Annotated in this window: 25 protein-coding genes and 1 pseudogene; 10 read left to right on the top strand and 16 right to left on the bottom strand. The window is 59.4% G+C overall.

The genetic code is table 11. The annotated features are described in order from the left end of the window. Positions 1 to 114: 114 nt before the first annotated feature. The 3 genes from AC1RL4_RS07315 (at position 115) to AC1RL4_RS07325 (ending at position 3,780) form a co-directional block, all read left to right on the top strand. The gene (locus tag AC1RL4_RS07315; RefSeq protein ID WP_230174123.1) at positions 115 to 1,938 is read left to right on the top strand and encodes a glycoside hydrolase family 15 protein; all 1,824 of its coding nucleotides are present in this window, start codon (positions 115 to 117) and stop codon (positions 1,936 to 1,938) included. A 507-nt stretch (positions 1,939 to 2,445) separates the two neighbouring features. After that, on the top strand, positions 2,446 to 2,832 hold the full coding sequence (locus AC1RL4_RS07320; RefSeq protein ID WP_028941169.1) for a hypothetical protein: 387 nt from the start codon (positions 2,446 to 2,448) through the stop codon (positions 2,830 to 2,832). 57 nt (positions 2,833 to 2,889) lie between these two features. Further along, positions 2,890 to 3,780: an alpha/beta fold hydrolase gene (locus AC1RL4_RS07325; RefSeq protein WP_019579928.1), complete on the top strand. Its 891-nt coding sequence runs from the start codon at positions 2,890 to 2,892 to the stop codon at positions 3,778 to 3,780. Here the strand turns inward: AC1RL4_RS07325 and AC1RL4_RS07330 are convergent. Beyond that, the gene (locus AC1RL4_RS07330; protein ID WP_019579927.1) at positions 3,749 to 4,741 is read right to left on the bottom strand and encodes a GlxA family transcriptional regulator; all 993 of its coding nucleotides are present in this window, start codon (positions 4,739 to 4,741) and stop codon (positions 3,749 to 3,751) included. The two genes, AC1RL4_RS07325 and AC1RL4_RS07330, sit on opposite strands and share 32 nt — an antisense overlap. Before the next feature lie 90 nt (positions 4,742 to 4,831). Here AC1RL4_RS07330 and inhA point away from each other — a divergent pair, with 90 nt between their 5' ends. Further along, positions 4,832 to 5,518: an isonitrile hydratase gene (gene inhA / locus AC1RL4_RS07335; protein WP_028941167.1), complete on the top strand. Its 687-nt coding sequence runs from the start codon at positions 4,832 to 4,834 to the stop codon at positions 5,516 to 5,518. 73 nt (positions 5,519 to 5,591) lie between these two features. On the opposite strand, the gene AC1RL4_RS07340 is transcribed toward inhA, so the two are convergent. Beyond that, on the bottom strand, positions 5,592 to 5,930 hold the full coding sequence (locus tag AC1RL4_RS07340) for an antibiotic biosynthesis monooxygenase family protein (RefSeq protein ID WP_019579925.1): 339 nt from the start codon (positions 5,928 to 5,930) through the stop codon (positions 5,592 to 5,594). Between the two features lie 26 nt (positions 5,931 to 5,956). After that, the gene (locus AC1RL4_RS07345; protein WP_019579924.1) at positions 5,957 to 6,586 is read right to left on the bottom strand and encodes a LysE family translocator; all 630 of its coding nucleotides are present in this window, start codon (positions 6,584 to 6,586) and stop codon (positions 5,957 to 5,959) included. An 89-nt stretch (positions 6,587 to 6,675) separates the two neighbouring features. Here AC1RL4_RS07345 and AC1RL4_RS07350 point away from each other — a divergent pair, with 89 nt between their 5' ends. Then, entirely contained in the window at positions 6,676 to 8,001 is a 1,326-nt protein-coding gene (locus AC1RL4_RS07350) for an aminotransferase-like domain-containing protein (protein WP_230174127.1), read from the top strand. A 667-nt stretch (positions 8,002 to 8,668) separates the two neighbouring features. On the opposite strand, the gene AC1RL4_RS07355 is transcribed toward AC1RL4_RS07350, so the two are convergent. Continuing rightward, on the bottom strand, positions 8,669 to 9,157 hold the full coding sequence (locus AC1RL4_RS07355; RefSeq protein WP_019579922.1) for an SRPBCC family protein: 489 nt from the start codon (positions 9,155 to 9,157) through the stop codon (positions 8,669 to 8,671). Positions 9,158 to 9,355: 198 nt separating this feature from the next. Here AC1RL4_RS07355 and AC1RL4_RS07360 point away from each other — a divergent pair, with 198 nt between their 5' ends. The 3 genes from AC1RL4_RS07360 to AC1RL4_RS07370 all read left to right on the top strand — a co-directional run bounded on the left by AC1RL4_RS07360 (position 9,356) and on the right by AC1RL4_RS07370 (position 11,343). After that, positions 9,356 to 10,276 carry an ADP-ribosylglycohydrolase family protein gene (locus AC1RL4_RS07360; protein ID WP_019579921.1) on the top strand — a complete coding sequence of 307 codons (921 nt, stop codon included), beginning with the start codon at positions 9,356 to 9,358 and terminating at the stop codon, positions 10,274 to 10,276. Between the two features lie 59 nt (positions 10,277 to 10,335). After that, positions 10,336 to 10,737, top strand: coding sequence for a lysozyme inhibitor LprI family protein (locus AC1RL4_RS07365; RefSeq protein WP_230174129.1), 402 nt, complete (start codon positions 10,336 to 10,338; stop codon positions 10,735 to 10,737). Between the two features lie 249 nt (positions 10,738 to 10,986). Continuing rightward, a complete protein-coding gene (locus AC1RL4_RS07370) occupies positions 10,987 to 11,343 on the top strand; it encodes a hypothetical protein (RefSeq protein WP_019579919.1) in 357 nt (118 codons plus the stop codon). A gap of 48 nt (positions 11,344 to 11,391) precedes the next feature. Here the strand turns inward: AC1RL4_RS07370 and AC1RL4_RS07375 are convergent, their stop codons facing one another. From AC1RL4_RS07375 to AC1RL4_RS07395, 5 genes and pseudogenes are all read right to left on the bottom strand, one after another. Then, a complete protein-coding gene (locus tag AC1RL4_RS07375; RefSeq protein ID WP_028941164.1) occupies positions 11,392 to 11,646 on the bottom strand; it encodes a DUF1652 domain-containing protein in 255 nt (84 codons plus the stop codon). Between the two features lie 369 nt (positions 11,647 to 12,015). After that, a pseudogene (locus AC1RL4_RS07380) lies at positions 12,016 to 12,240 on the bottom strand (sigma-54-dependent Fis family transcriptional regulator); the annotation flags it as partial. An 11-nt stretch (positions 12,241 to 12,251) separates the two neighbouring features. Beyond that, complete coding sequence (locus AC1RL4_RS07385) at positions 12,252 to 12,989, bottom strand: S-methyl-5'-thioinosine phosphorylase (RefSeq protein ID WP_019579918.1); 738 nt, start codon at positions 12,987 to 12,989, stop codon at positions 12,252 to 12,254. Between the two features lie 12 nt (positions 12,990 to 13,001). Beyond that, on the bottom strand, positions 13,002 to 14,012 hold the full coding sequence (nagZ, locus tag AC1RL4_RS07390) for a beta-N-acetylhexosaminidase (RefSeq protein WP_019579917.1): 1,011 nt from the start codon (positions 14,010 to 14,012) through the stop codon (positions 13,002 to 13,004). A gap of 155 nt (positions 14,013 to 14,167) precedes the next feature. Continuing rightward, positions 14,168 to 14,875, bottom strand: coding sequence for a TetR/AcrR family transcriptional regulator (locus tag AC1RL4_RS07395; RefSeq protein ID WP_019579916.1), 708 nt, complete (start codon positions 14,873 to 14,875; stop codon positions 14,168 to 14,170). 228 nt (positions 14,876 to 15,103) lie between these two features. Here AC1RL4_RS07395 and lexA point away from each other — a divergent pair, with 228 nt between their 5' ends. Together lexA and sulA are read left to right on the top strand one after the other, a co-directional pair. Beyond that, positions 15,104 to 15,712: a transcriptional repressor LexA gene (gene lexA, locus AC1RL4_RS07400; RefSeq protein WP_007933171.1), complete on the top strand. Its 609-nt coding sequence runs from the start codon at positions 15,104 to 15,106 to the stop codon at positions 15,710 to 15,712. 10 nt (positions 15,713 to 15,722) lie between these two features. Next, positions 15,723 to 16,196, top strand: a complete 474-nt coding sequence (gene sulA / locus AC1RL4_RS07405) for an SOS-induced cell division inhibitor SulA (RefSeq protein WP_230174131.1) — start codon at positions 15,723 to 15,725, stop codon at positions 16,194 to 16,196. A 93-nt stretch (positions 16,197 to 16,289) separates the two neighbouring features. On the opposite strand, the gene AC1RL4_RS07410 is transcribed toward sulA, so the two are convergent. The 7 genes from AC1RL4_RS07410 to AC1RL4_RS07440 form a co-directional block, all read right to left on the bottom strand. Further along, a complete protein-coding gene (locus AC1RL4_RS07410; protein ID WP_007933173.1) occupies positions 16,290 to 16,523 on the bottom strand; it encodes a hypothetical protein in 234 nt (77 codons plus the stop codon). 141 nt (positions 16,524 to 16,664) lie between these two features. Continuing rightward, complete coding sequence (locus AC1RL4_RS07415; RefSeq protein WP_064619098.1) at positions 16,665 to 17,189, bottom strand: DUF6586 family protein; 525 nt, start codon at positions 17,187 to 17,189, stop codon at positions 16,665 to 16,667. A 142-nt stretch (positions 17,190 to 17,331) separates the two neighbouring features. Beyond that, positions 17,332 to 19,959 carry a type I DNA topoisomerase gene (gene topA, locus AC1RL4_RS07420; RefSeq protein ID WP_018925317.1) on the bottom strand — a complete coding sequence of 876 codons (2,628 nt, stop codon included), beginning with the start codon at positions 19,957 to 19,959 and terminating at the stop codon, positions 17,332 to 17,334. 114 nt (positions 19,960 to 20,073) lie between these two features. Further along, the gene (locus tag AC1RL4_RS07425) at positions 20,074 to 20,310 is read right to left on the bottom strand and encodes a DUF1653 domain-containing protein (protein WP_007933188.1); all 237 of its coding nucleotides are present in this window, start codon (positions 20,308 to 20,310) and stop codon (positions 20,074 to 20,076) included. 99 nt (positions 20,311 to 20,409) lie between these two features. Beyond that, on the bottom strand, positions 20,410 to 21,585 hold the full coding sequence (fadA, locus tag AC1RL4_RS07430) for an acetyl-CoA C-acyltransferase FadA (RefSeq protein ID WP_007933190.1): 1,176 nt from the start codon (positions 21,583 to 21,585) through the stop codon (positions 20,410 to 20,412). 30 nt (positions 21,586 to 21,615) lie between these two features. Then, positions 21,616 to 23,763, bottom strand: a complete 2,148-nt coding sequence (gene fadB, locus AC1RL4_RS07435; protein ID WP_096479824.1) for a fatty acid oxidation complex subunit alpha FadB — start codon at positions 23,761 to 23,763, stop codon at positions 21,616 to 21,618. A gap of 513 nt (positions 23,764 to 24,276) precedes the next feature. Next, complete coding sequence (locus AC1RL4_RS07440) at positions 24,277 to 24,714, bottom strand: hypothetical protein (RefSeq protein ID WP_019579914.1); 438 nt, start codon at positions 24,712 to 24,714, stop codon at positions 24,277 to 24,279. Positions 24,715 to 24,764: the final 50 nt, after the last annotated feature.

Raw genomic sequence — 24,764 nt, forward strand, 5'->3', positions numbered from 1 at the left:
CGGGAAAGCGCCGAATTGTTGGTTGAGTGTGAACGCCGGTTCGTCGCCAAATGAACTCTCCGTGGCTTAAACCAGTCAGCTGGTTAAGCCCTCGATTCCCGGAGTTCTGCGGCAATGGCTGATCATTCCGAACGACAAAGCGCGATCGACGCCCACGGCATCATTGGCGACATGCGCAGCGCGGCGCTGGTCAACGACAAGGGCAGCGTGGACTTTTTCTGCTGGCCGGAATTCGACAGCCCGTCGATCTTCTGCTCGCTGCTGGACAGCCCCGAAGCCGGCATCTTCCAATTGGCTCCGGACCTGCCCGACGCCCGTCGCGAGCAGATTTACCTGCCCGACACCAACGTCTTGCAAACCCGCTGGCTCAGCGATCATGCGGTGGTCGAAGTCACCGACCTGCTGCCCATCGGCGACAGCGAGGATGATTGGCCGATGTTGATGCGCCGGGTGCGCGTGGTCAGCGGTCAAGCGACGATTCAGATGTTGTGCAACCTGCGTCATGACTATGCGCGGGCTCACACCAAGGCGCGGGCGCGCGGCCGCAGTGTGTATTTCGAGGCTACCGGTCAGCCGCCCATGCAGCTGTGTGCGGATCAGCCCTTGCGCGTCGAGGGCAACGCAGCGATTGCCGAATTCACCCTCGAACAGGGCCAGAGCGCCGAGTTTTTGCTCGGCGGCGTTGACGATCCGCGCTTCAAGGAAGGCGCCGCCGATCTGTGCCTGGAGCGCACCTTGAAGTTCTGGCGCGACTGGATCGGCCAGTCCAATTACCGCGGGCGCTGGCGGGAAATGGTCAATCGCTCGGCCCTGGCGCTGAAGCTGCTGACCTCGCGCAAACACGGCGCCATCCTCGCCGCCGCCACCTTCGGTCTGCCGGAAACACCCGGCGGCACACGCAACTGGGACTACCGCTACACCTGGATCCGCGACGCCTCGTTCACCGTCTACGCCTTCATGCGCCTGGGCTTCGTCGAGGAAGCCAACGCCTACATGCGCTGGCTGCGTGGCAGGGTCAGTGATTGCCGTGGTAAACCGATGAAACTCAATATTCTCTACGCTATCGATGGCCGCCAGGAACTGCCGGAAACCGAACTTTCGCACCTGTCCGGCCATGGCGGCGCGACGCCGGTACGCATCGGCAATCAGGCTTATGATCAAATCCAGCTCGACATCTTCGGCGAGCTGATGGACGCGGTGTACCTGGTCAACAAGTACGGTGAAGCGATCTCCCATGAGGGCTGGAAACACACCGTGGAAGTGGTCGATCAGGTCTGCGAAACCTGGCAGCAAAAGGACGTTGGCATCTGGGAAATGCGCGGCGAGCAGCATCATTTCCTGCACTCGCGACTGATGTGCTGGGTGGCGCTGGATCGGGCCATCCGGCTGGCCTCCAAACGCTCGCTGCCCGCCCCGTTCGCCCGTTGGGACCAAACCCGTCAAGCGATCTACGCCGACATCTGGAGCAACTTCTGGAACGAAGAACGCGGGCATTTCGTCCAGCACATCGGCGGCACCGGCCTCGACGGCTCGATGCTGCTGATGCCGCTGGTGCGCTTCGTCAGCGCCAAGGATCCGCGCTGGATCGCGACCCTCGAAGCCATCGAGAAACACCTGGTGCGCGCGGGCATGGTCTACCGCTACCGCAACGACGACAGCCAGATCGACGGCCTGCCCGGCACCGAAGGCGCCTTCGCCGCCTGCTCGTTCTGGTACGTCGAATGCCTGGCCCGCGCCGGCCAGGTGGAAAAGGCGCATCTGGAGTTCGAGCAATTGCTGAAGTATGCCAACCCGTTGGGGTTGTACGCCGAAGAGTTCGACAGCCACGCCCGACACTTGGGCAACACTCCGCAAGCATTGACGCATCTGGCGCTGATCAGCGCGGCGAGCTTTCTGAACAGGAAGCTGAGCGGGGAGAAAAACGTCTGGCAGCCTTGAGAATGAGGTGACTGCTTCGCGGGCAAGCCTCGCTCCTACAGATGTATACCGTTCAACTGTGGGGGGCGCTGGCTTCGGCATCGCCGTTGTGACCACCGCCAAAACTCGTCGGAAATATCCACTTTTACGACACTTTTTGTAGGATCAAGACCTACCCGCGATGAACTTAAACACACTCTGCCTGGCAGGAATGACCTCCCGTGGCGAGGGGGCTTGCCCCCGTTGGGTCGCGTAGCGGCCCCTCGAATGCTCAACCACATTCCTCCAGAAGCACCGTATTTACTGGCTTAGCGACTGCTGCGCAGCCGAACGGGGGCAAGCCCCCTCGCCACAACAGTGTGTAGGCCAATCGCCTACATTCACTAAACAAACCAGCCCAATCAACACCTGGTAACTGATTCCTACATCCGGAAATACCTTGTTGCCAGCACCTACATCCATCCCTACCATCCACGCTCAACGGGCACAGCGGAGCTGTCCAACAAAACCCGAATTCAAGGAACCAGAATGACCCAGCGCATCCATCGCAGCATCAACGTCCCACTCCGATCAGGCCTGAATCGGACTGAACTGTGGGAAGGCCCCGACAAAGGCCTGATCAAATGCTGGGAAATCGGCCGTCAGCGCGCCGCCCGCTTCCCCGACCTCGCCCACCAATGCCTCACCGGCGAACTCCCGGTGCTGGGTTGGAAAGGTGGCGTCAGCCGCAGCCTGAAGAAACTTGAAAAATACGGATCCCTGAAATACCTCGCCCAATGGCAAGGATTACGCGGGGAAGATCTGGATATTGATCTGAGCGCAGAACGGGCGCTGACCTGTTCCAGGACCAAAATGGTCGTGACGTATACGCCGGACCGGTCGAAGTACTTCAATCAGATGGACGTGGAAACCTGAGGAACGGGCCCGGGTCGATCTGAATCAGCCGTTGATAGACAGCCCATGGAGCATCGAATGCAGACCCAACATGTCCTGACGCCAAACCTCGATATTGCCTGCGAAACACACGGCCCCAGCACCGGCGACCCGATCATTCTTCTGCACGGCTTCCCCTACTCCCCCCGCGCCTATGACGACATCGCTCCAGCCCTCGCCGCAAAGGGCTACCGCGTGATCGTCCCGTACCTGCGCGGCTACGGCCCGACCCGTTTCAACTCCCCCGCCACCCTGCGCTCTGGTCAGCAGGCCGCTCTCGCCCAGGATTTGCTGGACCTGATGGACGCCCTCGCCATCAAACAGGCCGCGCTGTGCGGTTATGACTGGGGCGGTCGGGCGGCGTGCATTGTCGCGGCGCTAAGGCCGGAGCGGGTGCGCTGCCTGGTGACCGGGGACGGTTACAACCTGCAGAACATTCCCCGCTCCACCCAGCCTCTGGATCCGCAGACTGAACATCGTCTCTGGTATCAGTATTACTTCCACACCCCGCGCGGCGTGGAAGGCTTGACCCAAAACCGCCGGGCCCTGTGCGAACTGCTCTGGCGCCTGTGGTCACCGACCTGGGCGCAAAATGCCGAACGATATCCCTTGAGCGCGCCAGCCTTCGATAATCCGGATTTCGTCGACGTAGTGATTCACTCGTACCGGCACCGGTTCACGTATGCGCCTGGCGACCCGGCGCTGGAGTGGATGGAAGAAGCGCTGACCCGACAACCGGCAATCAGCGTGCCGACAATTTCCCTGTGCGGTGCCGATGACGGTGTGGGGCCCGCGCCTGAAGTCGATGAAGACGCCGAGCATTTTACCGGCCCCTACGAACGCCGAGTGTTGGCGGGCGTCGGGCATAACATTCCCGAGGAAGCACCCGAGGCGACGCTCAGGGCAATACTGGATCTGCTGAAGGGCTGACGGAAAACCGCTCGCGATAAGCCTGCGGTGTTACACCCATGGCCCGCAGAAAACTGCGGCGCAGGGTCTCTTCGCTGCCAAACCCGCATTGCACCGCGACCCGTTTGATCGGTACGCCGGTGTCGCTGAGCAGTCGTCGCGCGGTCTCGACCCGAATCAGTTCGATGGCTCGTGCCGGGGTCTGGCCAGTGTCGGCGCGGTAGTGACGGACGAAGCTGCGCTCGCTCATCCCGGCCTGCAAGGCCAAGGTCGGAATACCGAGGTCCTTGGTGAGGTTTTCGCTGATCCAGGCGTGAAGCTCGTCGAATCGGTTGCCTTCTTTTTGCAAAGACAGGATCACGCTGAACTGCGACTGGCCCCCCGGACGCTTGAGAAACACCACCAGTTGCCGGGCGACTTCGAGGGCCATGGTTCGGCCGAGGTCTTGTTCGACCATGGCCAGCGCCAGGTCAATGCCTGCGGTAACCCCGGCCGAGGTCCAGACCGGACCGTCGTTGATGAAGATCGGGTTGGGTTCGACCTGCAGTTTGGGATGCTGCTGCGCCAATTGCTCGCAACGGGTCCAGTGCGTCACCACCCGTCGACCATCAAGCCAGCCGCTGGCCGCCAGCAAAAACGCCCCGGTACACACCGACGATACCCGCCGGCAATCTCGCGCATGCTCACGCACCCACCCCACCAGCGACGCGTCCTGCGCTGCCGCGTAAACGCCCCAGCCACCGGCAATGATCAAGGTGTCGCTGCCCCGATCCGGCAGCGGCTCCGCCAACAGTGCCAACCCCGCCGACGACATCACCGCCCCGCCACCGCTGGCAATCACTGACGGCGCATAGGGCGGCGGCAGACCTTGCTGGCGGGCAATGTCGTTGGCTGAGGCAAACACCTGCAACGGCCCGGTGACATCGAGCACTTGCACGTTGGCGAAGGCCAGCACATGAATGGTTTTCGGGTGGTTCGGCATGATTGGCGTAATTCGTGGGGTTATTGGCGTATTCGCCAAATCCTACGAGCCTACAGTGAAGCCGTCCACCCCAATCAGGAGAAAAACGCCATGACGTTGCAGATCGGTTTACTGTTGTTTCCACAGGTTCAACAACTGGACCTGACCGGCCCTTATGACGTGCTGGCCTCGCTGCCGGACGTGAAGGTGCACCTGATCTGGAAGGACCTGGTGCCCGTCACCGCAAGTACCGGGCTGGTGTTGAAACCGACCATCACCTTCGACGATTGCCCGCCGCTGGATGTGATCTGCATTCCCGGAGGTGGCGGCGTCGGCCCATTGATGGAGGATGAACAAACCCTGGCCTTCATCAAGACTCAGGCCGCCACGGCGCGGTATGTCACCTCGGTCTGCACCGGTGCCCTGGTGCTTGGCGCGGCGGGGCTGCTCAAGGGCAAGCGCGCCACCACTCACTGGGCGTATCACGAGTTGCTCGGGCTGTTGGGGGCGATTCCGGTGAAGGATCGGGTGGTGCGCGACGGCAATCTGCTGACCGGTGGCGGGATCACCGCAGGGATCGATTTTGCCCTGACCCTGGCCGCTGAATTGTTCGATAAGGACACCGCGCAACTGGTGCAATTGCAGCTGGAATACGCCCCGGCACCACCGTTTGCGTCGGGCAGCCCCGAGACAGCGCCAGCCAGCGTGCTGGAGGAAGCCCGTAAACGCGCTGCCGGGTCGTTGAAATTACGTACGGAAATCACCGAACGTGCAGCGGCGAAACTCGACCTCCAGTGAAAGAGATGGCCGCGGGGGGCTATCCCCCCGCAGCCAGTCACTCACGCCGGGAATCCGTCGCGGAAAACCTCGCTCAAGCATTCGCCGCACGCCGGCCATTCGGCACAAACAGCTCGAACGAGTCATCGCCATAAGCCCGCTCCACTTTAGCGATCACCACTTGATAACCCGCATACCACTTGCGGTACTGACGCTTGGCCTCCAGGTGCTTGGGATGGCTGGCGAATTCCCGGATAGAGGCTTCGTCCTGCCAGTAGTAACTGGCGTTGACTAGCTCGCCATCGGCCGAGCACCAGGACTGGGTACCGACGAACCCTTCGATGCTGATCGCGACTTCGTCGATCAACGTGCTCAACCGGTTGAACTCCTCGTCCCGTTGCCCGGGTTTGTAGATAAACGATGCGATGTACATGCAGAGGTTCCTTTTCAGCGAATGAGTCAGGCCGGACGCGTCATCAGGGCCAACCGGACGGCGAGCAACAGCAATACCGCGGCCAGCCCCAATGACTGCCATTTGGCGAATGTCGACGTGCTGGAAATACGCCGGCTGACCGTGCTGCCGAAAACCCCGAGCAGGGTGTGAAACACGCCACTGACCAGGGTCAGCACCATGCCCAGCAGCACCAGCTGTACGGCAATCGAGCCTCGTTGCGCGTTAACGAATTGCGGCAGGAACACCATGAAAAACAGCAAGGCCTTGGGGTTCAGCAGGCTGTTGAGCATCGCCCGGATCAGCAGGGTCTTGAGCGGCACCTGCGCAACATCCGACGTGCCGCTGGCCGATGGCTTTTGCAACGCCTTGAACGCCAGCCACAGCAGGTACAGGACGCCGGCATAACGGATCAGGTCGAAGGCCGGCGGCCAACTGGCAACCAGTGCCGTAACCCCCATCGCGGTCAGCGCGGTCAGGATCAGATCGGCCAGGCCAATGCCCAATCCCGACGCCACACCGCCGCGCCAGCCATAACTGGCACCATGGCTGATGACGAAGGCCATGTTCGGTCCGGGTGACAGCAGCAACAGCATCACCGCGCCGACGAAAATCGATAAGGTCGCAGGGTCAATCACAGCGAAGTCTCCGTCCTGGAAAGCCTGTAGATTAGAGTGCCAATCTGATACAAACAAAAAATTGATCCAGATACAAAGAGCGCTCGCCCATGACCCGTATTCGCTACAAACGCCTGGTGGATCAGTTCGCCGGGAAGATTCGCAGCGGTGAACTGCCACCCGCCACGCAACTGCCGACCATTCGCGCGTTGATGCAGAGCGAACGGATCGCCCTGGCCACGGCATTGCGGGTCTATCACGAGTTGGAGGCGATCGGCCTGGTGGTCGGCGAGACCGGCCGTGGCACCTTTGTGCGCGACACATCCTTGCCACGCGGTCTGGGATTGGAACAGCAACCACTGGGCGTCGGCATGGTGGACCTGACCTTCAATTACCCGTCGGTACCCGGTCAGGACGAGTTATTGCGCGAGGGTTTGCGAGCGATCGCCGCCTCCGGGGATATCGATGCGCTATTGCATTCCGCGCCTCAGGGCGGGCGGCCGCATGAACGGCAGACGGCGGCCCGGCATTTACGCAATCGGGACATTCGGGTGGGGGGCGATCAGGTGCTGATCGTCAACGGCGCCCAGCAAGGTCTTGCCGTGACGCTGATGGCACTGCTCAAGCCGGGAGATATTCTGGCCCTCGACGCCCTCACCTACCCCGGCCTGAAAACCCTGGCCCAGGCCCATCGGCTGGACCTCGAAGCCCTGCCGCAAATCGCCGGGCACACCGACCTCGACGCCCTGGAAGCACTGTGCAAGCGGCGTCCCGTGCGGGCGCTCTACAGCATGCCGACGATGCACAATCCGCTGGGGACGGTGATGTCCATCGCCGACCGTGAGCGCCTGGTGCAATTGGCCGAACGATACGACTTTCTGATCATCGAAGACGGCGCCTATGCCTTCCTCGCAGAACCGGCACCCAAACCGCTGTTTACCCTGGCCCCGCAGCGCACGCTGTACATCAGCGGCCTGTCGAAAAGCGTTGCCTCGGGCCTGCGCATCGGTTTCATCGTTGCACCGAAAGCGATGATGCCGGCGCTGGAGCAAGCCATCCGCGTGTCGACATGGAGCACCCCGTCGCTGACCGTCGCGCTGGCCTGCCGCTGGATCGATAGCGGCGAAGTCGACAACCTAGAAGAGCAAAAGCGCCTGGACGCCCGGCAGCGACAGGACCTGGCTCGGCAGATCCTGAAAAGCTGCGAACTGGTGGCGCATCCCGCTTCCTACTACCTCTGGCTCAGATTGCCCGAAGGCTTGCGGGCCGAAACGGTGGTTGCCGAGCTGGAACGTAAAGGTGTGCAGGTGACCAGCGCCGATCCCTTTGCCACGACCACTCATGTGCCTCCTGCACTGCGGGTGGCCATGGGATCGATCAGCCTCGACGTGTTGAAGCGCGCCCTGGAGACTCTGCGTGAAGTCGTGGACATCTGACGGACTTTTCGGACACCCATAAAAAAACCCGCCTAAGCGGGTTTCTCAAGACCATTACGACATCCTGTCGGTAGCCATCCTGGCGTATGGTCGATCATCCGTGATCCTGAACACGTCCTGTGTTCAGTTGATGGATCCAGATTAAACACATCGACGAAGCTTCAAAAGACGACATAACAGCGGCTGCGTGTAAGCCATTGACCATTCAGCACCTGAAAGCAGCCCCTGTAGCAGCTGCCGAAGGCTGCGTTCGGCTGCGAAGCAGTCGCAAACTCAGGCGCTGCGGTCTTTCAGGTACACCGGGGTTGTATGGTCTACGACTGCTTCGCAGCCGAACGCAGCCTTCGGCAGCTGCTACTAGTACGGGTACAGGTACGGGAGATCGGTCGCAGTTCTCTGCAGACGAAAAAAAACCCGCCGAAGCGGGTTTTCCCAAGACCATATCGACTCCCTGTCGGCAGCAATCCTTGCTTATGGTCGATCATCCGTGACCCTGAGCACTTCCTGTGCTTCAGTTGATGGGGCTAGATTACGCTTCGGATCCAATCAGCAATAGACGATATAGCTACTACCACGTGTAAGACATTCGCCATAGCCGCCCTTCCGAAAACCCTTAGACGTATCCACCATCATGGGCCGAAGCCGCGAATTTCGCGGCTTGCAGCCATCAACTTCCCTGACGCTCGTGGGCCTTGGTGTTTTCTGCCAGGAACTGTTCGATATTGTTCATCTGCTCATCCCAGCCACGGCTGTCCATGCGGAAAGCCTTGAGCCTGCGCGACTGAGGAATGTGATCGAAACCGGACTCGACGACCGTCAACAGCGTGCCTTCGTCCATGTCCTGGAGTTCGAATTTCACCAGCGTGGTGGGCTCCTGAGAGTAATCGACTTCCGGCTCCACCGCATACGGGTGCCAGCGAAACGAAAACACCCGCTCCGGCTCGACCCGCTCCACCAGTACATTCCACAACAAGTGCTCATAACCAGGATACGTAATCTGCCCCTGGGTCCACTCGCCGGCGACAAAGCGCTTGCCTTCGAGTGCCACGCCGAACCATTGTCCGAACATTTCGGCATTGGCCAGCATGCGCCAGACCCGCGAGCGCGGCGCCTTGAGCAGGATCTTCCTTTCGATGCGATCTGATGCTGGGTTCATAAGTCACCTCCTGTATTGAACAGTAGGCCCGTAAAGACCAGAAGACCAACCTAAAAGTTGTATCAAACAGGTGCCGCAATCAACCGTACCTGAAATATTCGGCCTCGATTCTGGCCATAAGTTCTGGTTTGAAAGGCACAGTCAACGGATTGAAACTGCTAACGTTTGCAACGACGTGCAACCTTACAAGGAAGATTCATGCAGCCTTCACTCACGGAGCGTTATCGCGCAACCCTGTTAGGGCTTGCTTGCGCAGATGCTATCGGCACCAGCGTCGAATTCCAGCCACGCGGCTCGTTCGATCCCCTGACCGATATGGTTGGCGGCGGCCCGTTCAATCTGAAGCCGGGGCAATGGACCGATGACACATCCATGGCACTTTGCCTGGCTGAAAGTCTGCTGAACAAAAAAGGTTTTGATGCGGCTGACCAGATGGGCCGTTACCTCAACTGGTGGCAATGGGGTTACCTGAGTTCGACCGGCGAATGCTTCGACATTGGCATGACCGTACGTGAAGCGCTGGCTCGTTATCAGGAAACCGGCGAGCCATTTGCAGGTTCTGCAGATCCGTTCTCAGCGGGCAACGGCTCGCTGATGCGGCTAGCGCCAGTCGTGTTGTACTACTTTCCCGATCGCGACCGGATCAGGATGTTTTCTGTAGACAGCTCGCGCACTACTCATGCGGCACCGGAGGCACTTGAATGCTGTCAGTTGCTTGCCGAACTGATCCACAAGGCATTGCAAGGCACGCCCAAGCCGGATTTGCAGCGCCTGCCAGAGACGACGTTCCTGGAACCAAAGGTCACGAGCATCGCCCGAGGCGATTACCTCGCAAAATCCAGGGACGATATCCAAGGCAGCGGCTACTGCGTTGCATCACTGGAAGCGGCCTTGTGGTGTTTTCACCATACGGACAGTTTTGCAGCCGCCATCCTCGAAGCTGCGAACCTGGGCGACGACGCCGATACCACTGCCGCCATCGTCGGTCAGTTGGCCGGGGCTCACTACGGTGTGCAAGCCATCCCTGAAGGCTGGCTGGCGAAGTTGCACATGCGCGCTGACATCCAGGCCTGTGCGGACCAATTACTCGCGGCTTCAGGCGTCCTTTCTACAAGCTGAAGCCCGCGTCTTCGCTACACTGCAACCTCATCTTTTCATTTGTCACAACGAGAACTCCCATGCCCCCACGTTTTCTCCTGGCGCTGACACCGCTGCTGTTCTCCCCCCTCGCGCATGCTCTGGACTGCGACAACGCCACCGACCAGACAACGATGAATCAGTGCGCGGCGCAGCAGAACAAAGCGGCCGACAAGGAGCTGAATGCGCTTTACCAACAGATCACCACGCGATTGAAGGACAGCCCTGACGCCAAGAAGCTGTTGGTCAGTGCCCAGCGCTCATGGATTGCGTTTCGCGATGCCGAGTGCAAGTTCTCGGCGTCCGGGGTGGAAGGTGGCAGTGTCTATCCGCTGATCTATAGCAACTGCACCACGGCGCTGACCAAGGCGCGGGTCGAAGCGCTCAAGACTTACTTGAAGTGTAAGGAAGGGGATTTGAGTTGTCCGGTGCCTGAGGCTTGATGCTGCGGCGTTCTTGAGGGCGCCGCGAGCCAGCTTAACGATCACTATAAAAATCAATCAGTTACTTGAAATAACTGGCTTATGGGCGCGTCTGAACGAGATCGCCCGCGTCCAATATCGCGATACCTGTTGCAGTGTGAGACAAGCATAGAGGCCCCCGGCCGGAACACTTCATCGCCCGGCGATTGACGATGCTCCAGTGCAGGCGCGAAATGTGGGTTCACCGATTGCCAGTCAGAGGGTAAGAACATGGCAAGCATAACGGTCCTGGCGGGGGACTTTCTGCAGGGTGATGGAGAGTACACAGACGGCGTTTTCACGCTCAGGACGTCGCTTCACCCGTGGCCCGGCATCACCCTCCCGCTCTCATTGTTCAAGAGTGTAGAAGTGGCCAACGAGGATTCGATCAACAACATCAAGGATGTCATCGGCTTCGGCGTGGCGGGGGCCATGTTGCTGGGGCCTATCGGCGCAATTGCCGGCTTCATGTTGGCTGGCAAGGAAACCGAGGTAACCTTTCTGGCCACACTCAAGGATGGAAGAAGGTTGCTGGCAGCTGTAGACAGCGACACGTTCGATGAGATTTCCCGAAAAATCCCGTCCTGACATGACAGACGCACGCCGCACCATCGACAGGTGCGGCGTGACATCGGTTCAGCTGTAGAACGTCGGGTGAACGCCTTTGTGAGCCTCGATTTCCAACCGCATATCAGCCACCAGCGAAGCAATTGCATGGGGGCTGTCCAGTGTCCACACCGGAATGTGAGTGGCCACCAGATCCACTTTGCCGGTCATGCAATCGCAGACCCGAATCGTCAGGAACTGGTCCGCCTCCATGCTGCAGGTGCACACGGCGGGCAGAAAACTTTGCTCGATGATGTTTTGGATTTCCAGGGGTGATAGAAACATCGCTACCTCCCTCGCGCCAGATGGATGCCGGGCAAATGTTCCGTCATTTCACCCTTTAGCTTGAAAATTCTAATCCTCAATAGCGGGTGTCTCAAGGCTGTGACAGGTTGCTCGTCGTCTCAACGGGCTGCCGCGATTTGCGACACCTCCAAGGGCTTCGCCCTCCCCTCGCATCACTCAAAACCCGGCTGTCACTGAGCTATCAGCCCCTTCCCGACACTTGGCACAGCCATTGCCAAACAGTGAGCAAGCCCCCGTTTTCACGCACAACAAGAGGTCTTGCCATGCCCCTCCCTTATCTGCTTCCCGCCACCTCGGCGTTCATCCAGCGCGCACCGCGCATGCTCATCGGCGGAGACTGGGTCGAGGCCGCGGACGGCCAGACCATGCCCCTGCGCCAAGGGTGATGTCTTGCAGGCCGCTGCCCTTGAGACGGTCGGCGCGACCTTCGACGGCGAGGATGGTGGCGTCGGAATTGGCGAGGATGATCAGCCCTTCGTTGCCTTGGCGATCGGCCAGATAGTCGATGGCCGGCATCGCCGCATCGATCAACAACCGATTGCTCGCCAGCAGCCCGTCGAGACTGGCGCTCGAGAGTGTCGAGCTTAGCCTTTCAATACCCGCGCCAACGTCGACTTCACTTTGCCCATGCCATCATGCAGTGCCTGTTCAATCTCGGCCATGGTAATCACCGCCGTCGATTTGCCCGCCGCCGGGTTCACCACCAGCGCCAGACAGGCGTAATCCAGTTCCAGCTCGCGTGCCAATGCGGCTTCCGGCATACCGGTCATGCCGACGATGTCACAACCGTCACGTTCCAGCCTCGCGATTTCAGCAACTGTTTCCAGACGTGGCCCTTGAGTGCAGGCGTACACGCCATGGCTGCTATAGCCGACGCCTTCAGCCGCCAACGCCGCGATTAATCGCTGACGCAGGGGTTCGCTGTAGGGATAGCTGAAGTCGATGTGTGTAACGTGTTCCAGGTCATCGGCGAAATAGGTGTGTTCGCGACCGCTGGTGTAGTCGATCAATTGATGCGGCACGCAGAAATGCCCGGTGCCCATCGCGGCATGAATCCCGCCCACGGCGTTGACCGCGAGAATCGCTTCAGCTCCGGCCTGCTTCAAGGCCCACAGATTGGCGCGGTAGTTCACCTGATGCGGCGGGAAGCGGTGCGGGTGGCCGTGACGTGCGAGAAACAGCACTTCCTTGCCGGCGTACTCACCGATCTGCACCTCGGCCGAAGGCGCACCGTAAGGAGTGTCCACCGCCAATGACTGACGAATGCTCAAGCCTTCGAGTTGAGTCAGGCCGGTGCCACCGATAATCGCGTAAACCGTCATAACGAAAAGTCCTTAATCAATCAATTGAGCTTCTTTGAGCGCGCCGACGGCCGTCAGCCAGCGCGGGTCTTGACGGTATTCGGTGCTGGCGTACGCCTGCCCACGCATCCGCGCGATACGCGCCGAAGGCTTGACCTTCAACCGCTGGGCGGCACTCAAAGCCAACTCGGCAGCCGCGCGGTCGTTGCACACCAGGCCCATGTCGCAACCGGCGGTCAATGCCGCTTCGATGCGACTGGCGGCATCGCCCACCACGTGCGCACCGGCCATCGACAGGTCGTCACTGAAGATCACGCCATCGAACTGCAGCTCGCCGCGCAGGATGTCCTGCAACCAGCGACGGGAGAAGCCGGCAGGCTGGGAATCGACTTGTGGATAAATAACGTGGGCCGGCATGACGGCGGCCAATTGCTTGCTCAATCGTGCGAACGGCACCAGGTCGTTGGCGCGGATCTCTTCGAGGCTGCGCTCGTCGTTGGGAATCGCAACATGGGAATCAGCCTCGGCCCAACCATGACCAGGGAAATGCTTGCCGGTGGCAGCCATCCCGGCGCTGTTCATGCCACGGATGAATGCACCGGCGAGCAAGGCTGCGCGCTCGGGATCACCTTCGAACGAACGGGTGCCGACAACGGCGCTGCGTTGGTAGTCCAGGTCCAGCACCGGGGCGAAGCTCAGGTCGAGACCGACCGCAAGCACTTCGGTCGCCATGATCCAGCCGCACTGCTCGGCCAGGTATTCGGCATTCGGGTTGTCGGCGATGGCGCGCATGGCGGGCAGTCGCACGAAGCCCTGACGCAGCCGCTGAACCCGACCGCCCTCCTGGTCGACCGCCAGCAGCAGATCGGGACGAATGGCGCGGATCGCGGCACTCAGCTCACGCACCTGACGCGGATGTTCGATATTGCGGGCAAAAATGATCAGGCCGCCCACTTCGGGCTGGCGCAACAATTGGCGATCTTCAGACGTCAGCCAGGTACCGGCGACGTCCACCATCAACGAGCCTTGCAGGCCAGCAGTCATGGAAATTCCTTGAATATGATAAACCCGGCTCGCACGAATTCGCCGCCATGGGCTGAGCCCGGCAGGTCGGCGATATCAATGAGGGGGTTCAAAACGAGAGTCGGCATGGGCGGCTAGCTTAGCGGATGTCAGCTGCCGCGCCCACCCGTGTGCGGTTAAACCTTGGCGGCCACCGGGGTCGATTTGCTGCGTGGACGCAACTGTGCGGTAGCCATGGCGGAGTCGGTGACGCCGGTTTCGGCACGCATGCCCGCGGCCAGGAATGGCACCATCAGACGCATCACTTGCTCGATGGAAGTGTTGACGCCGAAATCGGTCTCGGCAATCGCGCGCAAGGCCTTGATCCCCGACATGCTGAACGCCGCGGCACCTAGCATGAAGTGCACGCGCCAGAACAGTTCGATCGGAGGAATGCGTGGCGCGGCTTCGTTGACCAGCAGCATGTAGCGGCGGAAAACCTTGCCGTACATGTCTTCCAGATAACGACGCAAGTGCCCTTGGCTCTGACTGAAAGCCAGCCCCAGCAAACGCATGAAGATGGAAAGGTCGTTGCCGCTGCGTGGTTGCACCACCAGGGCTTGCTCGACGAGGATCTCTAGCAATTCTTCGAGGGTCGGTTTGTTCTCGGGTTTGGCCTGACGGCGCTCTAGCTCTTTATCGAGACTGAGGCAGAATGGCCCGAGAAAACGCGAGAAGACCGCTTGAATCAGCGCCTTCTTCGATCCGAAGTGATAGTTCACCGCCGCCAGATTGACACCGGCCTTGCTGGTGATCAGACGCAACGAGGTTTCAGCGAAACCTTTTTCCGCGAACAATTGCTCGGCAGCATCGAGAATGCGTTCAACGGTTTCCGACTGGGCCATGGCTACTCCGCCTGACAAACACTTGTTTGAAACATACGTTTCAGCCCAGGCCTTGTCAAGTCTGGCGGTTCGTTTTGGGAATGGTCGGTCAGCTATTTAACCATACAACACTGGCGCTTCAATCGGCGAGCTGAATGACCGTCCAGCGGCCGGCAAAAAAGGGGCATTGCCAAGACCGGTTCACTGTATATAATCCCAGTCACTGTATAAAAAGACAGAGCGATCAATATGCTAAAGCTGACGCCACGCCAAGCAGAGATTCTGGCCTTCATCAAACGTTGCCTCGAAGACAACGGCTACCCGCCAACCCGCGCGGAAATCGCTCAGGAACTGGGCTTCAAGTCGCCCAACGCGGCGGAAGAACACCTCAAGGCACTGGCCCGCAAGGGCGCGATCGAGATGACCCCGGGCGCCTCCCGCGGCATTCGCATCCCCGGCTTCGAAGCCAAGGCCGACGAATCTACCCTGCCGATCATCGGCCGAGTGGCAGCGGGCGCTCCGATCCTCGCCCAGCAGCACATCGAAGAATCCTGCAACATCAACCCTTCGTTCTTCCACCCTCGCGCTGACTATCTGTTGCGGGTCCATGGCATGAGCATGAAGGATGTCGGCATTTTCGACGGAGACCTGCTGGCCGTCCATACCACCCGCGAAGCCCGTAACGGTCAGATCGTGGTGGCGCGGATTGGCGACGAAGTGACCGTCAAGCGCTTCAAGCGCGACGGCAGCAAAGTCTGGCTGATTGCCGAAAACCCTGAATTCGCCCCTATCGAAGTCAACCTGAAAGATCAGGAACTGGTGATCGAAGGCTTGAGCGTCGGCGTGATTCGCCGCTAAAGGAGGCTTTATGCAGTTCCCACACACTTCACAGCAAGCCCAACTGCCGTTGTTCGAGGCGTTCATGGCGCAGCCTATGGCGCCAATCCTGAAAGAAGTGGTCGAGTCGCCCTGGAGCGCCGAGCCCGAAGTCTTCAGCGAGCTGTCATTGCGTGGCGCGGCCGGGAACTGCCTGAACCTTCTGGCACCAATCCTCAGGGAGCTGAGCCAGGATCAGGACGCTCGCTGGCTGACTCTGATCGCCCCGCCCGCCAGCCTGACCCAGGCCTGGCTGCGAGACGCCGGCCTGAACCGTGAACGCATTCTGCTGCTGCAACCACGCGGCACACAGAGCGCTCAGCAGCTGACCTGTGAAGCTTTGCGACTTGGCCGCAGCCATACGGTCGTCAGCTGGCTAAACCCGTTGAGTACATCGTCGCGGCAACAGCTGATCAGCGCCGCCCGTACTGGGGACGCGCAAAGTCTGAATATTCGACTGGGTTAACTGAAAAACACTATGCGCGCCGAGCAGCGCGGGGCTTCTCCAAGGATAGAGAAGCCGGTCTGTAGAGGTATCCGCAAAATCCGACGGGCGGGATCAATGAAGAACCCGTGGCCCCTCTTCCTTATCAAATTCGCCTTCAACCAGGCGTCCTGCCATCTGAACACCGACGCTCAACATCGCCTTGGCGACTTCCACGTGCTGGCCTTGCAGGAAAGCCTTGGCATCCTCGGAGAAATCCAAAGTAACCAGAGAACCCTCGTCCTCGGCCCTACGCAGCTCGATTCGGCCGTCTGGTAACTCGACAATTTCTAGAAAGGACGTTGGCATAAAGGACTGTTCTCCACGAAAGGCAGGGATTATATAGGCATCGGCCAAGCTTCGCTCAGGATCTTGACCAGATGCCATCACGAAGAGAAATTTCTGACATCACGCTTCCTTGAGCGGACCATTCACCGAGCACTCAATCTTTCAGCACTCGTTCAGCCCGTCGCGAAACCGGATCGCCAAGCTTTTCAGATTCTGGCGCCAGCTCTCCAGTTCTTCCCGGCTCAGCTCTTCAGACGCCTCTTCTTCGTCCAGGTTGACGGCCAGAATAAGCGGCTGCGTCACATCACCCTTGGGCTTGTGTGGAGCACGAGGCGGTTGAAACAGTGCGGCATAAGCCGACAGCAGCTTGGCCAGCCAGGTTTCAGGGTTTTGCGCCAACTCGACCATCTCGGCCATTTCCGGAATAGCGATGGTTTCGAGTACTTCGCGGGTCAGCAGCATCTCTGCCCGTGGCGCATTGGCCTGAGGCAAGCGATAGAAACCGGCGATTTCATGGCACAGCCCCAACAGCGCCCCGTACAGGTGAAACAACGCCGATTCGCGACCGGCCTGAATCAGCGCCAGGGAGTTCATCGCTCGCCCCTCTTCGGCCTTGGCGAGCGCTTCCAGCGACAAGCCGGCGAAATAAATTTTCTGGTTGGTACGGGTATAGAGTTCGTGGGCCATAACGGCAGCCTCCACAACGAAATAATTGCTTCACGCAGGTCTGACAGTGTCATGGATCACCCAAGCTCACCGCAAGCCCAAAACAAAAAGGCCGCATGAAAACCCGAGGGTTGTCATGCGGCCTTTTTATGTGCAGCGGCTTTTAAGCCTTGGCTGCTGGACGCTTGTCTTCAACCGTCCACTTGCCACCATCGTAATACGCTTTCCAGCCAGTCGGCTTACCGTCGACTTCCGTCTGCACGTATTGCTCTTTGGTCTTGCGGCTGTAACGGATCACTGCTGGCAGACCGTCAGGATCTTTCTTCGGTGCTTCGCAGAGGAAGTGGTACTTCGGATCGATCTCATCCTTGTGCGGCACGATCTCGACGACCAATGGCGCACGGGTCTCGCGGTTTTTCGGGAACTGGCTGGCCGCCAGGAACAGGCCGGAAGCACCGTCACGCAGGATATAGGTGTCGTTGACCTTTTCGCATTTGAGCTCAGGCATCTTCACCGGATCCATCTTCGGCGGCGCCGCATCACCGCTTTTCAGCAGCTTGCGGGTGTTCTTGCAGGTTGCGTTGGTGCAACCGAAGAACTTGCCGAAACGGCCGGTCTTGAGCTGCATCTCGCTGCCGCACTTGTCGCATTCCAGGCTCGGACCTTCGTAGCCCTTGATGCGGTAAGCGCCCTCTTCGATCTCGTAGCCTGCGCAATCCGGGTTGTTACCGCAGATGTGCAGCTTGCGCTTCTCGTCGAGCAGGTAAGCGTCCATCGCCGTGCTGCAGATCGGGCAACGGTGCTTGCCGCGCAGAACCAGCGACTCCGACTCGCCCTCGTCGTCCGCAGCGATTTCGTCGCCCGGCACCAGGTTGACGGTGGCCTTGCAGCGTTCTTTCGGCGGCAGGCTGTAGCCCGAGCAACCGAGGAACACGCCAGTCGATGCAGTACGAATCTGCATCGGACGACCGCACACCACACATGGAATATCAGTCATTACCGGCTGGTTGGCGCGCATGCCGCCTTCGGCGCTTTCGGCCACTTCGAGTTTCTTCTTGAAGTCGCCGTAGAACTCGTCGAGCACGTTTTTCCAGTCGCGCTCGCCCTGGGCCACGTCATCGAGATTCTCTTCCATGCCGGCGGTGAAGCCGTAGTCCATGAGATTGGAGAAGCTCTCGGCCAGACGCTCGGTGACGATGTCGCCCATCTTTTCCGAATAGAAACGACGGTTGTGCAGCGCCACGTAGCCGCGGTCCTGGATGGTCGAAATGATCGCAGCGTAGGTCGAAGGACGACCGATGCCGCGTTTTTCCATTTCCTTTACCAGGCTCGCTTCCGAGTAACGCGCCGGCGGCTTGGTGAAGTGCTGGGTCGGATCAAGCTTGATCAGCTTCATCGCGTCGCCCTGGGCCATGTCCGGCAGCACGTCGTCATCGCCAGGCTTGGTGATTTGCGGCATGACACGGGTGTAGCCGTCGAACTTCAGGATGCGGCCCTTGGCGCGCAACTCGAAGTCACCGGCACCGACGGTGACCGTGGTCGACAGGTATTGGGCCGGCAGCATCTGGCAGGCGAGGAACTGGCGCCAGATCAGCTCGTAAAGCCGCTCGGCATCACGCTCCATGCCCGACAGCTTGCTTGGCTCGGTATTGGCGTCAGACGGACGAATCGCTTCGTGAGCCTCTTGTGCGCCTTCCTTGCTGCTGTAGACGTTCGGGGTTTCCGGCAGGTACTTCTTGCCGAATTCGCCTTCAATATAAGTACGCGCCATCGTCACGGCATCAGCCGAGAGGTTGGTGGAGTCGGTACGCATATAAGTGATGTAGCCGGCTTCGTACAGACGCTGGGCCATCATCATGGTTTTCTTCACACCGAAGCCCAGGCGATTGCTCGCGGCCTGCTGCAGGGTGGAGGTGATGAACGGTGCCGACGGCTTGCTGCTGGTCGGTTTGTCTTCGCGCTTGACGATGCTGTAGCTGGAAGCCTTGAGCTTCTCCAGCGCGGCCATGGCCTGGGCTTCGTTGAGCGGCTTGAAGGCTTCGCCTTTCTCGCGAGCCACATCGAAGCGCACAGTCGCGCCCTTGGCGGTGCCGAGGTCAGCGTGAACTTCCCAGTACTCTTCCGGGTTGAACGCGCGGATTTCACGCTCACGCTCAACCACCAGCTTCACGGCAACCGATTGCACGCGACCGGCGGACAGGCCACGAGCAACCTTGGCCCACAGCAGTGGCGAAACCATGTAACCCACCACGCGGTCGAGGAAGCGACGCGCCTGCTGAGCGTTTACGCGATCGATGTCCAGCTCGCCCGGTTGGGAGAAAGCTTCCTGGATCGCTTTTTTGGTGATTTCGTTGAACACCACGCGCTTGTAGCGGCTGTCGTCACCACCGATGGCTTCGCGCAGGTGCCATGCAATGGCTTCCCCCTCGCGATCCAAGTCGGTTGCGAGATAGATGGTGTCAGCATCTTTGGCGAGCCGGCGCAGCTCTTCGATAACCTTTTCCTTGCCCGGGAGGATCTCGTACTTGGCTTTCCAGCCATGATCGGGATCGACACCCATGCGCGAGACCAGCTGCTTGCGCGCTTTCTCTTTCGGCGTGAGCACCGGACCTTCGCCTGCGGCGGCCTTGCCACGCTTGGCGGCAGGCTCTTTGCTGGCGCTAGCCGAACCGCTGGTGGGCAGGTCTCGGATATGGCCGATACTCGACTTCACCACGTATTGGTTACCCAGATACTTGTTGATGGTCTTGGCCTTAGCCGGGGATTCCACAATGACCAGCGATTTGCCCATGGATCAGAAAATTCCTGAATTCTAGAAGTGAAAGGCGGTTGGCGCCTGACGCGGCACCGCTATATATAGTGGCTACAAGGTGAGGTCAAGCGCAGGGTTCTGCGCGCACTCCCCTTATGGCTGCGGAAAAATGCTCGGTTCGGCTTGCACCAAAGCAAAGCGTGGCACCTGTTCGCCGTCAACCTCGACCGATTCCAGGAACATGCTCAAGGGGCGCACCCAAAAGCCGTAATCGCCATACAGGGCTTGGTAGAAGACCACTTCTTCTTCGGTCTCCGAATGCCGCGCAACACTGAATACGCGGTACTGCGGACCTTTGTAATGTTGGTAGAGCCCAGGTTGTATCGGCATGCTTTGGCCCTCACTCAAATTTTTTCAAAATAAAAACAAAAATAAATCCGGAAAAACAAAAACCGGGGCACTTGGCCCCGGCTTCCATCGACGAAACGCTTAAACGCGTTCGAAGACGGTGGAGATACCTTGGCCGAGACCAATGCACATGGTAGCCACCCCGAAGGTGCCGCCATTCTGCTTCATCACGTTCAGCAAGGTGCCCGAAATACGTGCACCGGAGCAACCGAACGGGTGACCCAGGGCGATCGCGCCGCCGTGCAGGTTAACCTTCTCGTTCATCTTGTCGAGCACTTTCAAATCTTTCAGCACTGGCAGGGCCTGTGCAGCGAAAGCTTCGTTGAGCTCGAAGAAGTCGATATCGTTGATGCCAAGACCCGCGCGCTTCAATGCTTTCTGCGTTGCCGGTACTGGACCATAGCCCATGATCGCCGGGTCCACACCTGCCACTGCCATCGAGCGAATCACCGCCAGCGGCTGGATACCCAGGTCCTGGGCACGCTGTGCCGACATCACGATCATGCACGAAGCACCGTCGGTGATCTGCGACGAAGTACCCGCGGTCACGGTGCCGCCCTTCGGATTAAACGCTGGTTTCAGAGCCGCCAGGCTTTCCAGGGTGGTTTCCGGACGAATGGTTTCGTCGTAGTCGAACAGTTTCAGGAAACCGTTCTCATCGTAGCCCTGCATCGGGATGATTTCGTCCTTGAACTTGCCTTCCACGGTCGCCTTGTGGGCGAGTTGGTGGGAGCGCACGCCAAAGGCGTCTTGCTGTTCGCGAGTAATGCCGTGCATTTTGCCGAGCATTTCTGCAGTCAGGCCCATCATGCCCGAGGCTTTCGCCGCGTACAGGGACATGTGCGGGTTCGGATCGACACCGTGCATCATGCTCACATGACCCATATGCTCGACGCCGCCAACGACGAACACGTCACCGTTGCCGGTCATGATTGCTTGTGCGGCAGTGTGCAGCGCACTCATCGAGGAGCCACACAGACGGCTGACGGTCTGGCCGGCCGAGGTGTGTGGAATCTGAGTCATCAGGGACGCCATGCGGGCGATGTTCCAGCCCTGCTCCAGGGTCTGGTTAACGCAGCCCCAGATCACGTCTTCGACTTCGCTCGGGTCGACCTTGACGTTGCGTTCCAGCAATTTGCTGATCAGGTGTGCCGACATGTCTTCGGCGCGGGTGTTGCGGTGCATGCCGCCCTTGGAGCGGCCCATCGGCGTACGACCGAAGTCGACAATCACGACGTCTCTAGGATTCAAGCTCATATACTTTCACTCTCGCTCTAGTGTGGGCGCTTAACCGAAGAAGCTCTGACCGTTCTTGGCCATTTCACGCAGCTTCGCGGTCGGGTGGTACAGCGCGCCCAAATCAGCGTACTGGTCAGCCAGGGCAACGAACTCTGCAACACCGATCGAATCGATGTAGCGCAGCGCACCGCCACGGAATGGAGGGAAACCAATACCGTAGACCAGACCCATGTCGGCTTCGGCAGCGGTTTCGACGATGCCGTCTTCCAGGCAACGTACGGTTTCCAGGCACAGCGGGATCATCATCCAGTTGATGATGTCTTCGTCAGTGACTTCGCGCTGTTCGAACACGATCGGCTTGAGCACTTCCAGCACCGACGGATCGGCGACTTTCTTCTGCTTGCCGCGCTTGTCGGTCTCGTAGGCGTAGAAGCCCTTGCCATTTTTCTGGCCCAGGCGCTTGGCTTCATAGAGCACGTCGACGGCCGAACGGCGATCGTCCTTCATGCGATCCGGGAAGCCTTCAGCCATGACGTCACGACCATGGTGGCCGGTGTCGATGCCGACCACGTCCATCAGGTATGCCGGGCCCATTGGCCAGCCGAACTTCTCCATGACCTTGTCGATGCGGACGAAGTCCACACCGGCGCTGACCAGCTTGGCGAAACCGCCGAAGTACGGGAACAGCACGCGGTTGACCAGGAAGCCCGGGCAGTCGTTGACGACAATCGGGTTCTTGCCCATTTTCTTGGCGTAGGCAACGGTGGTGGCAACGGCCACTTCGCTGGACTTCTCGCCACGGATCACTTCAACCAGCGGCATCATGTGCACCGGGTTGAAGAAGTGCATGCCGACGAAGTTTTCCGGACGCTTGAGGGCTTTGGCCAGCAAGGTGATGGAAATGGTCGAAGTGTTGGACGCGAGGATGGTGTCCTCTTTGACCTTGTCTTCGACTTCGGCCAGAACGGCTTGCTTGACCTTCGGGTTCTCGACCACGGCTTCGACCACCAGGTCGACGTGACCGAAATCGCCGTAGGACAGGGTCGGACGAATGCCATTGAGCACTTCAGCCATCTTCGCCGGGGTCATGCGACCTTTATCAACGCGGCCAACCAGCAGCTTGGCGGCTTCGGCCAGACCTTGCTCAATACCGTGCTCGTTGATGTCCTTCATCAGGATCGGCGTGCCTTTGGAGGCCGACTGATAAGCGATACCGCCACCCATGATGCCGGCGCCCAATACGGCGGCCTGCTTCACTTCCTTGGCGATTTCGTCGTAGGCCTTGGCCTTTTTCTTCAGCTCCTGATCGTTCAGGAACAGACCGATCAAGCTCTGTGCGGCAGAGGTCTTGGCCAGTTTGACGAAACCGGCGGCTTCGACTTCCAGGGCCTTGTCGCGACCGAAGTTCGCGGCTTTCTGGATGGTCTTGATCGCTTCGACCGGCGCCGGGTAGTTCGGGCCCGCCTGGCCGGCCACGAAACCTTTGGCGGTTTCGAACGACATCATTTGTTCGATGGCGTTGAGCTTGAGCTTTTCGAGCTTCGGCTGACGCTTGGCCTTGTAGTCAAACGTGCCGGAGATGGCGCCCTTGATCAGGTTCAGCGCCGCTTCGTGCAACTTCTGCGAGTCGACCACCGCGTCGACGGCACCGACTTTCAGTGCGTCTTCAGCGCGGTTTTCCTTACCGGCGGCAATCCACTCGATGGCGTTGTCGGCACCGATGATGCGCGGCAGGCGGACGGTACCGCCGAAGCCTGGGTAGATGCCCAGCTTGACTTCCGGCAGACCGATTTTGGCGGTGCTGGCCATGACGCGGAAATCCGCCGCCAGGCACATTTCCAGACCGCCACCCAGTGCGATGCCATTGATCGCGGCAACAGTCGGGACGTTGAGGTCTTCGAAATCGCTGAAAATCTTGTTGGCTTCGAGGTTGCCAGCAACAAGCTCGGCATCCGGCAGCTTGAAGTTGTCGACGAATTCGGTGATGTCGGCGCCGACGATGAATACGTCCTTGCCACTGCTGACGATCACACCCTTGATCGAAGCATCTGCCTTGATGGTGTCTACAGCCTGACGAAGTTCGTTCAGGGTAAGACGGTTGAACTTGTTGACGGACTCACCCTTGAGGTCGAACTTCAGTTCGACGATGCCACTTTCAAGAGCCTTAACCGTGATGGCTTTACCTTCGTAAATCATCAACTGATCTCCACGATATGGAAGCTGAACAGTACACGTCGGACGCAGGCGGCTGGCTCGGCAGGGACGTTTATCGTCAATGCTAACGCCAACTCACCCGGCACACCCGCCAACGCGATAGTCGGGATTCTGTAGGAGCAGTCTGTAATACAAACGCTCAATTCATACGCCCGTTTGATTTGGGTGTGTCACCTTCACGGAATTTCCGGCAATTGTCAATCGCCCAAAATACTGGTTGAAACGCGACTTTCCGGTCACTTCCGTACCACGAAGCCCTGCAACACGCGGATGCATGTGAGGCCATTCATAGAATCAATAGTTAGAAAAGTCGCCCTAATTCGCCGCAACCTGTGTTTAACAGGCTACGCTGGCGGGACCCTGGAGAAAAAATTGAACGCTTTTGACGAATGCCCAGCGTAAGATCTGTGCCACAAAGAATTACCGGCCTGCCTGGCCAACCCCAGCCCGATGATGATGTCGGGCTTTTTATTGCCTTCCGCAGCAGATCGGGGTTCAGGCGAGTGCTTTGAGCGTAGCGTCGATCTGTTGCAGAACCTCGGCTTCGCCCTTCTCGCCCCAATACAGGGCAATCATTTGCTTGTCTGCCTCGACCTTGTAGACGTTGGCAGGCAATTTTTCGAAATGATTCAGCAGCACTCCATCCTCGCAGACTTCCTGCCACTGATTGACCCACACACCCGGCGCCTTCTGCCAATAGCTCCAGCACGCCGGCTGAGTGCCACGGCGCGGCCGGTGGTACTGGGCGCAAGGGCTTGGCGGCTCCTGGCTCAGCCAGTGCGGCCACTCCTGGGGCGACAATTGCATGGCAAGGCCGATGCGCCGCGCCTCCATGCGCAGGGCCATGCGACCGCTCTGGACACGAGACGGTCGCAACCAGGCCAGCGGGCTCAGCACCACCAGCAGGATTGACACCACTATCCAGACCGTCATATCTGTACTCCCGATTCTTGATGAGCCCATTGGGTCACGTTGAAACCAAT

The organism is Pseudomonas sp. GW822-FHT07A10 (assembly GCF_058798795.1).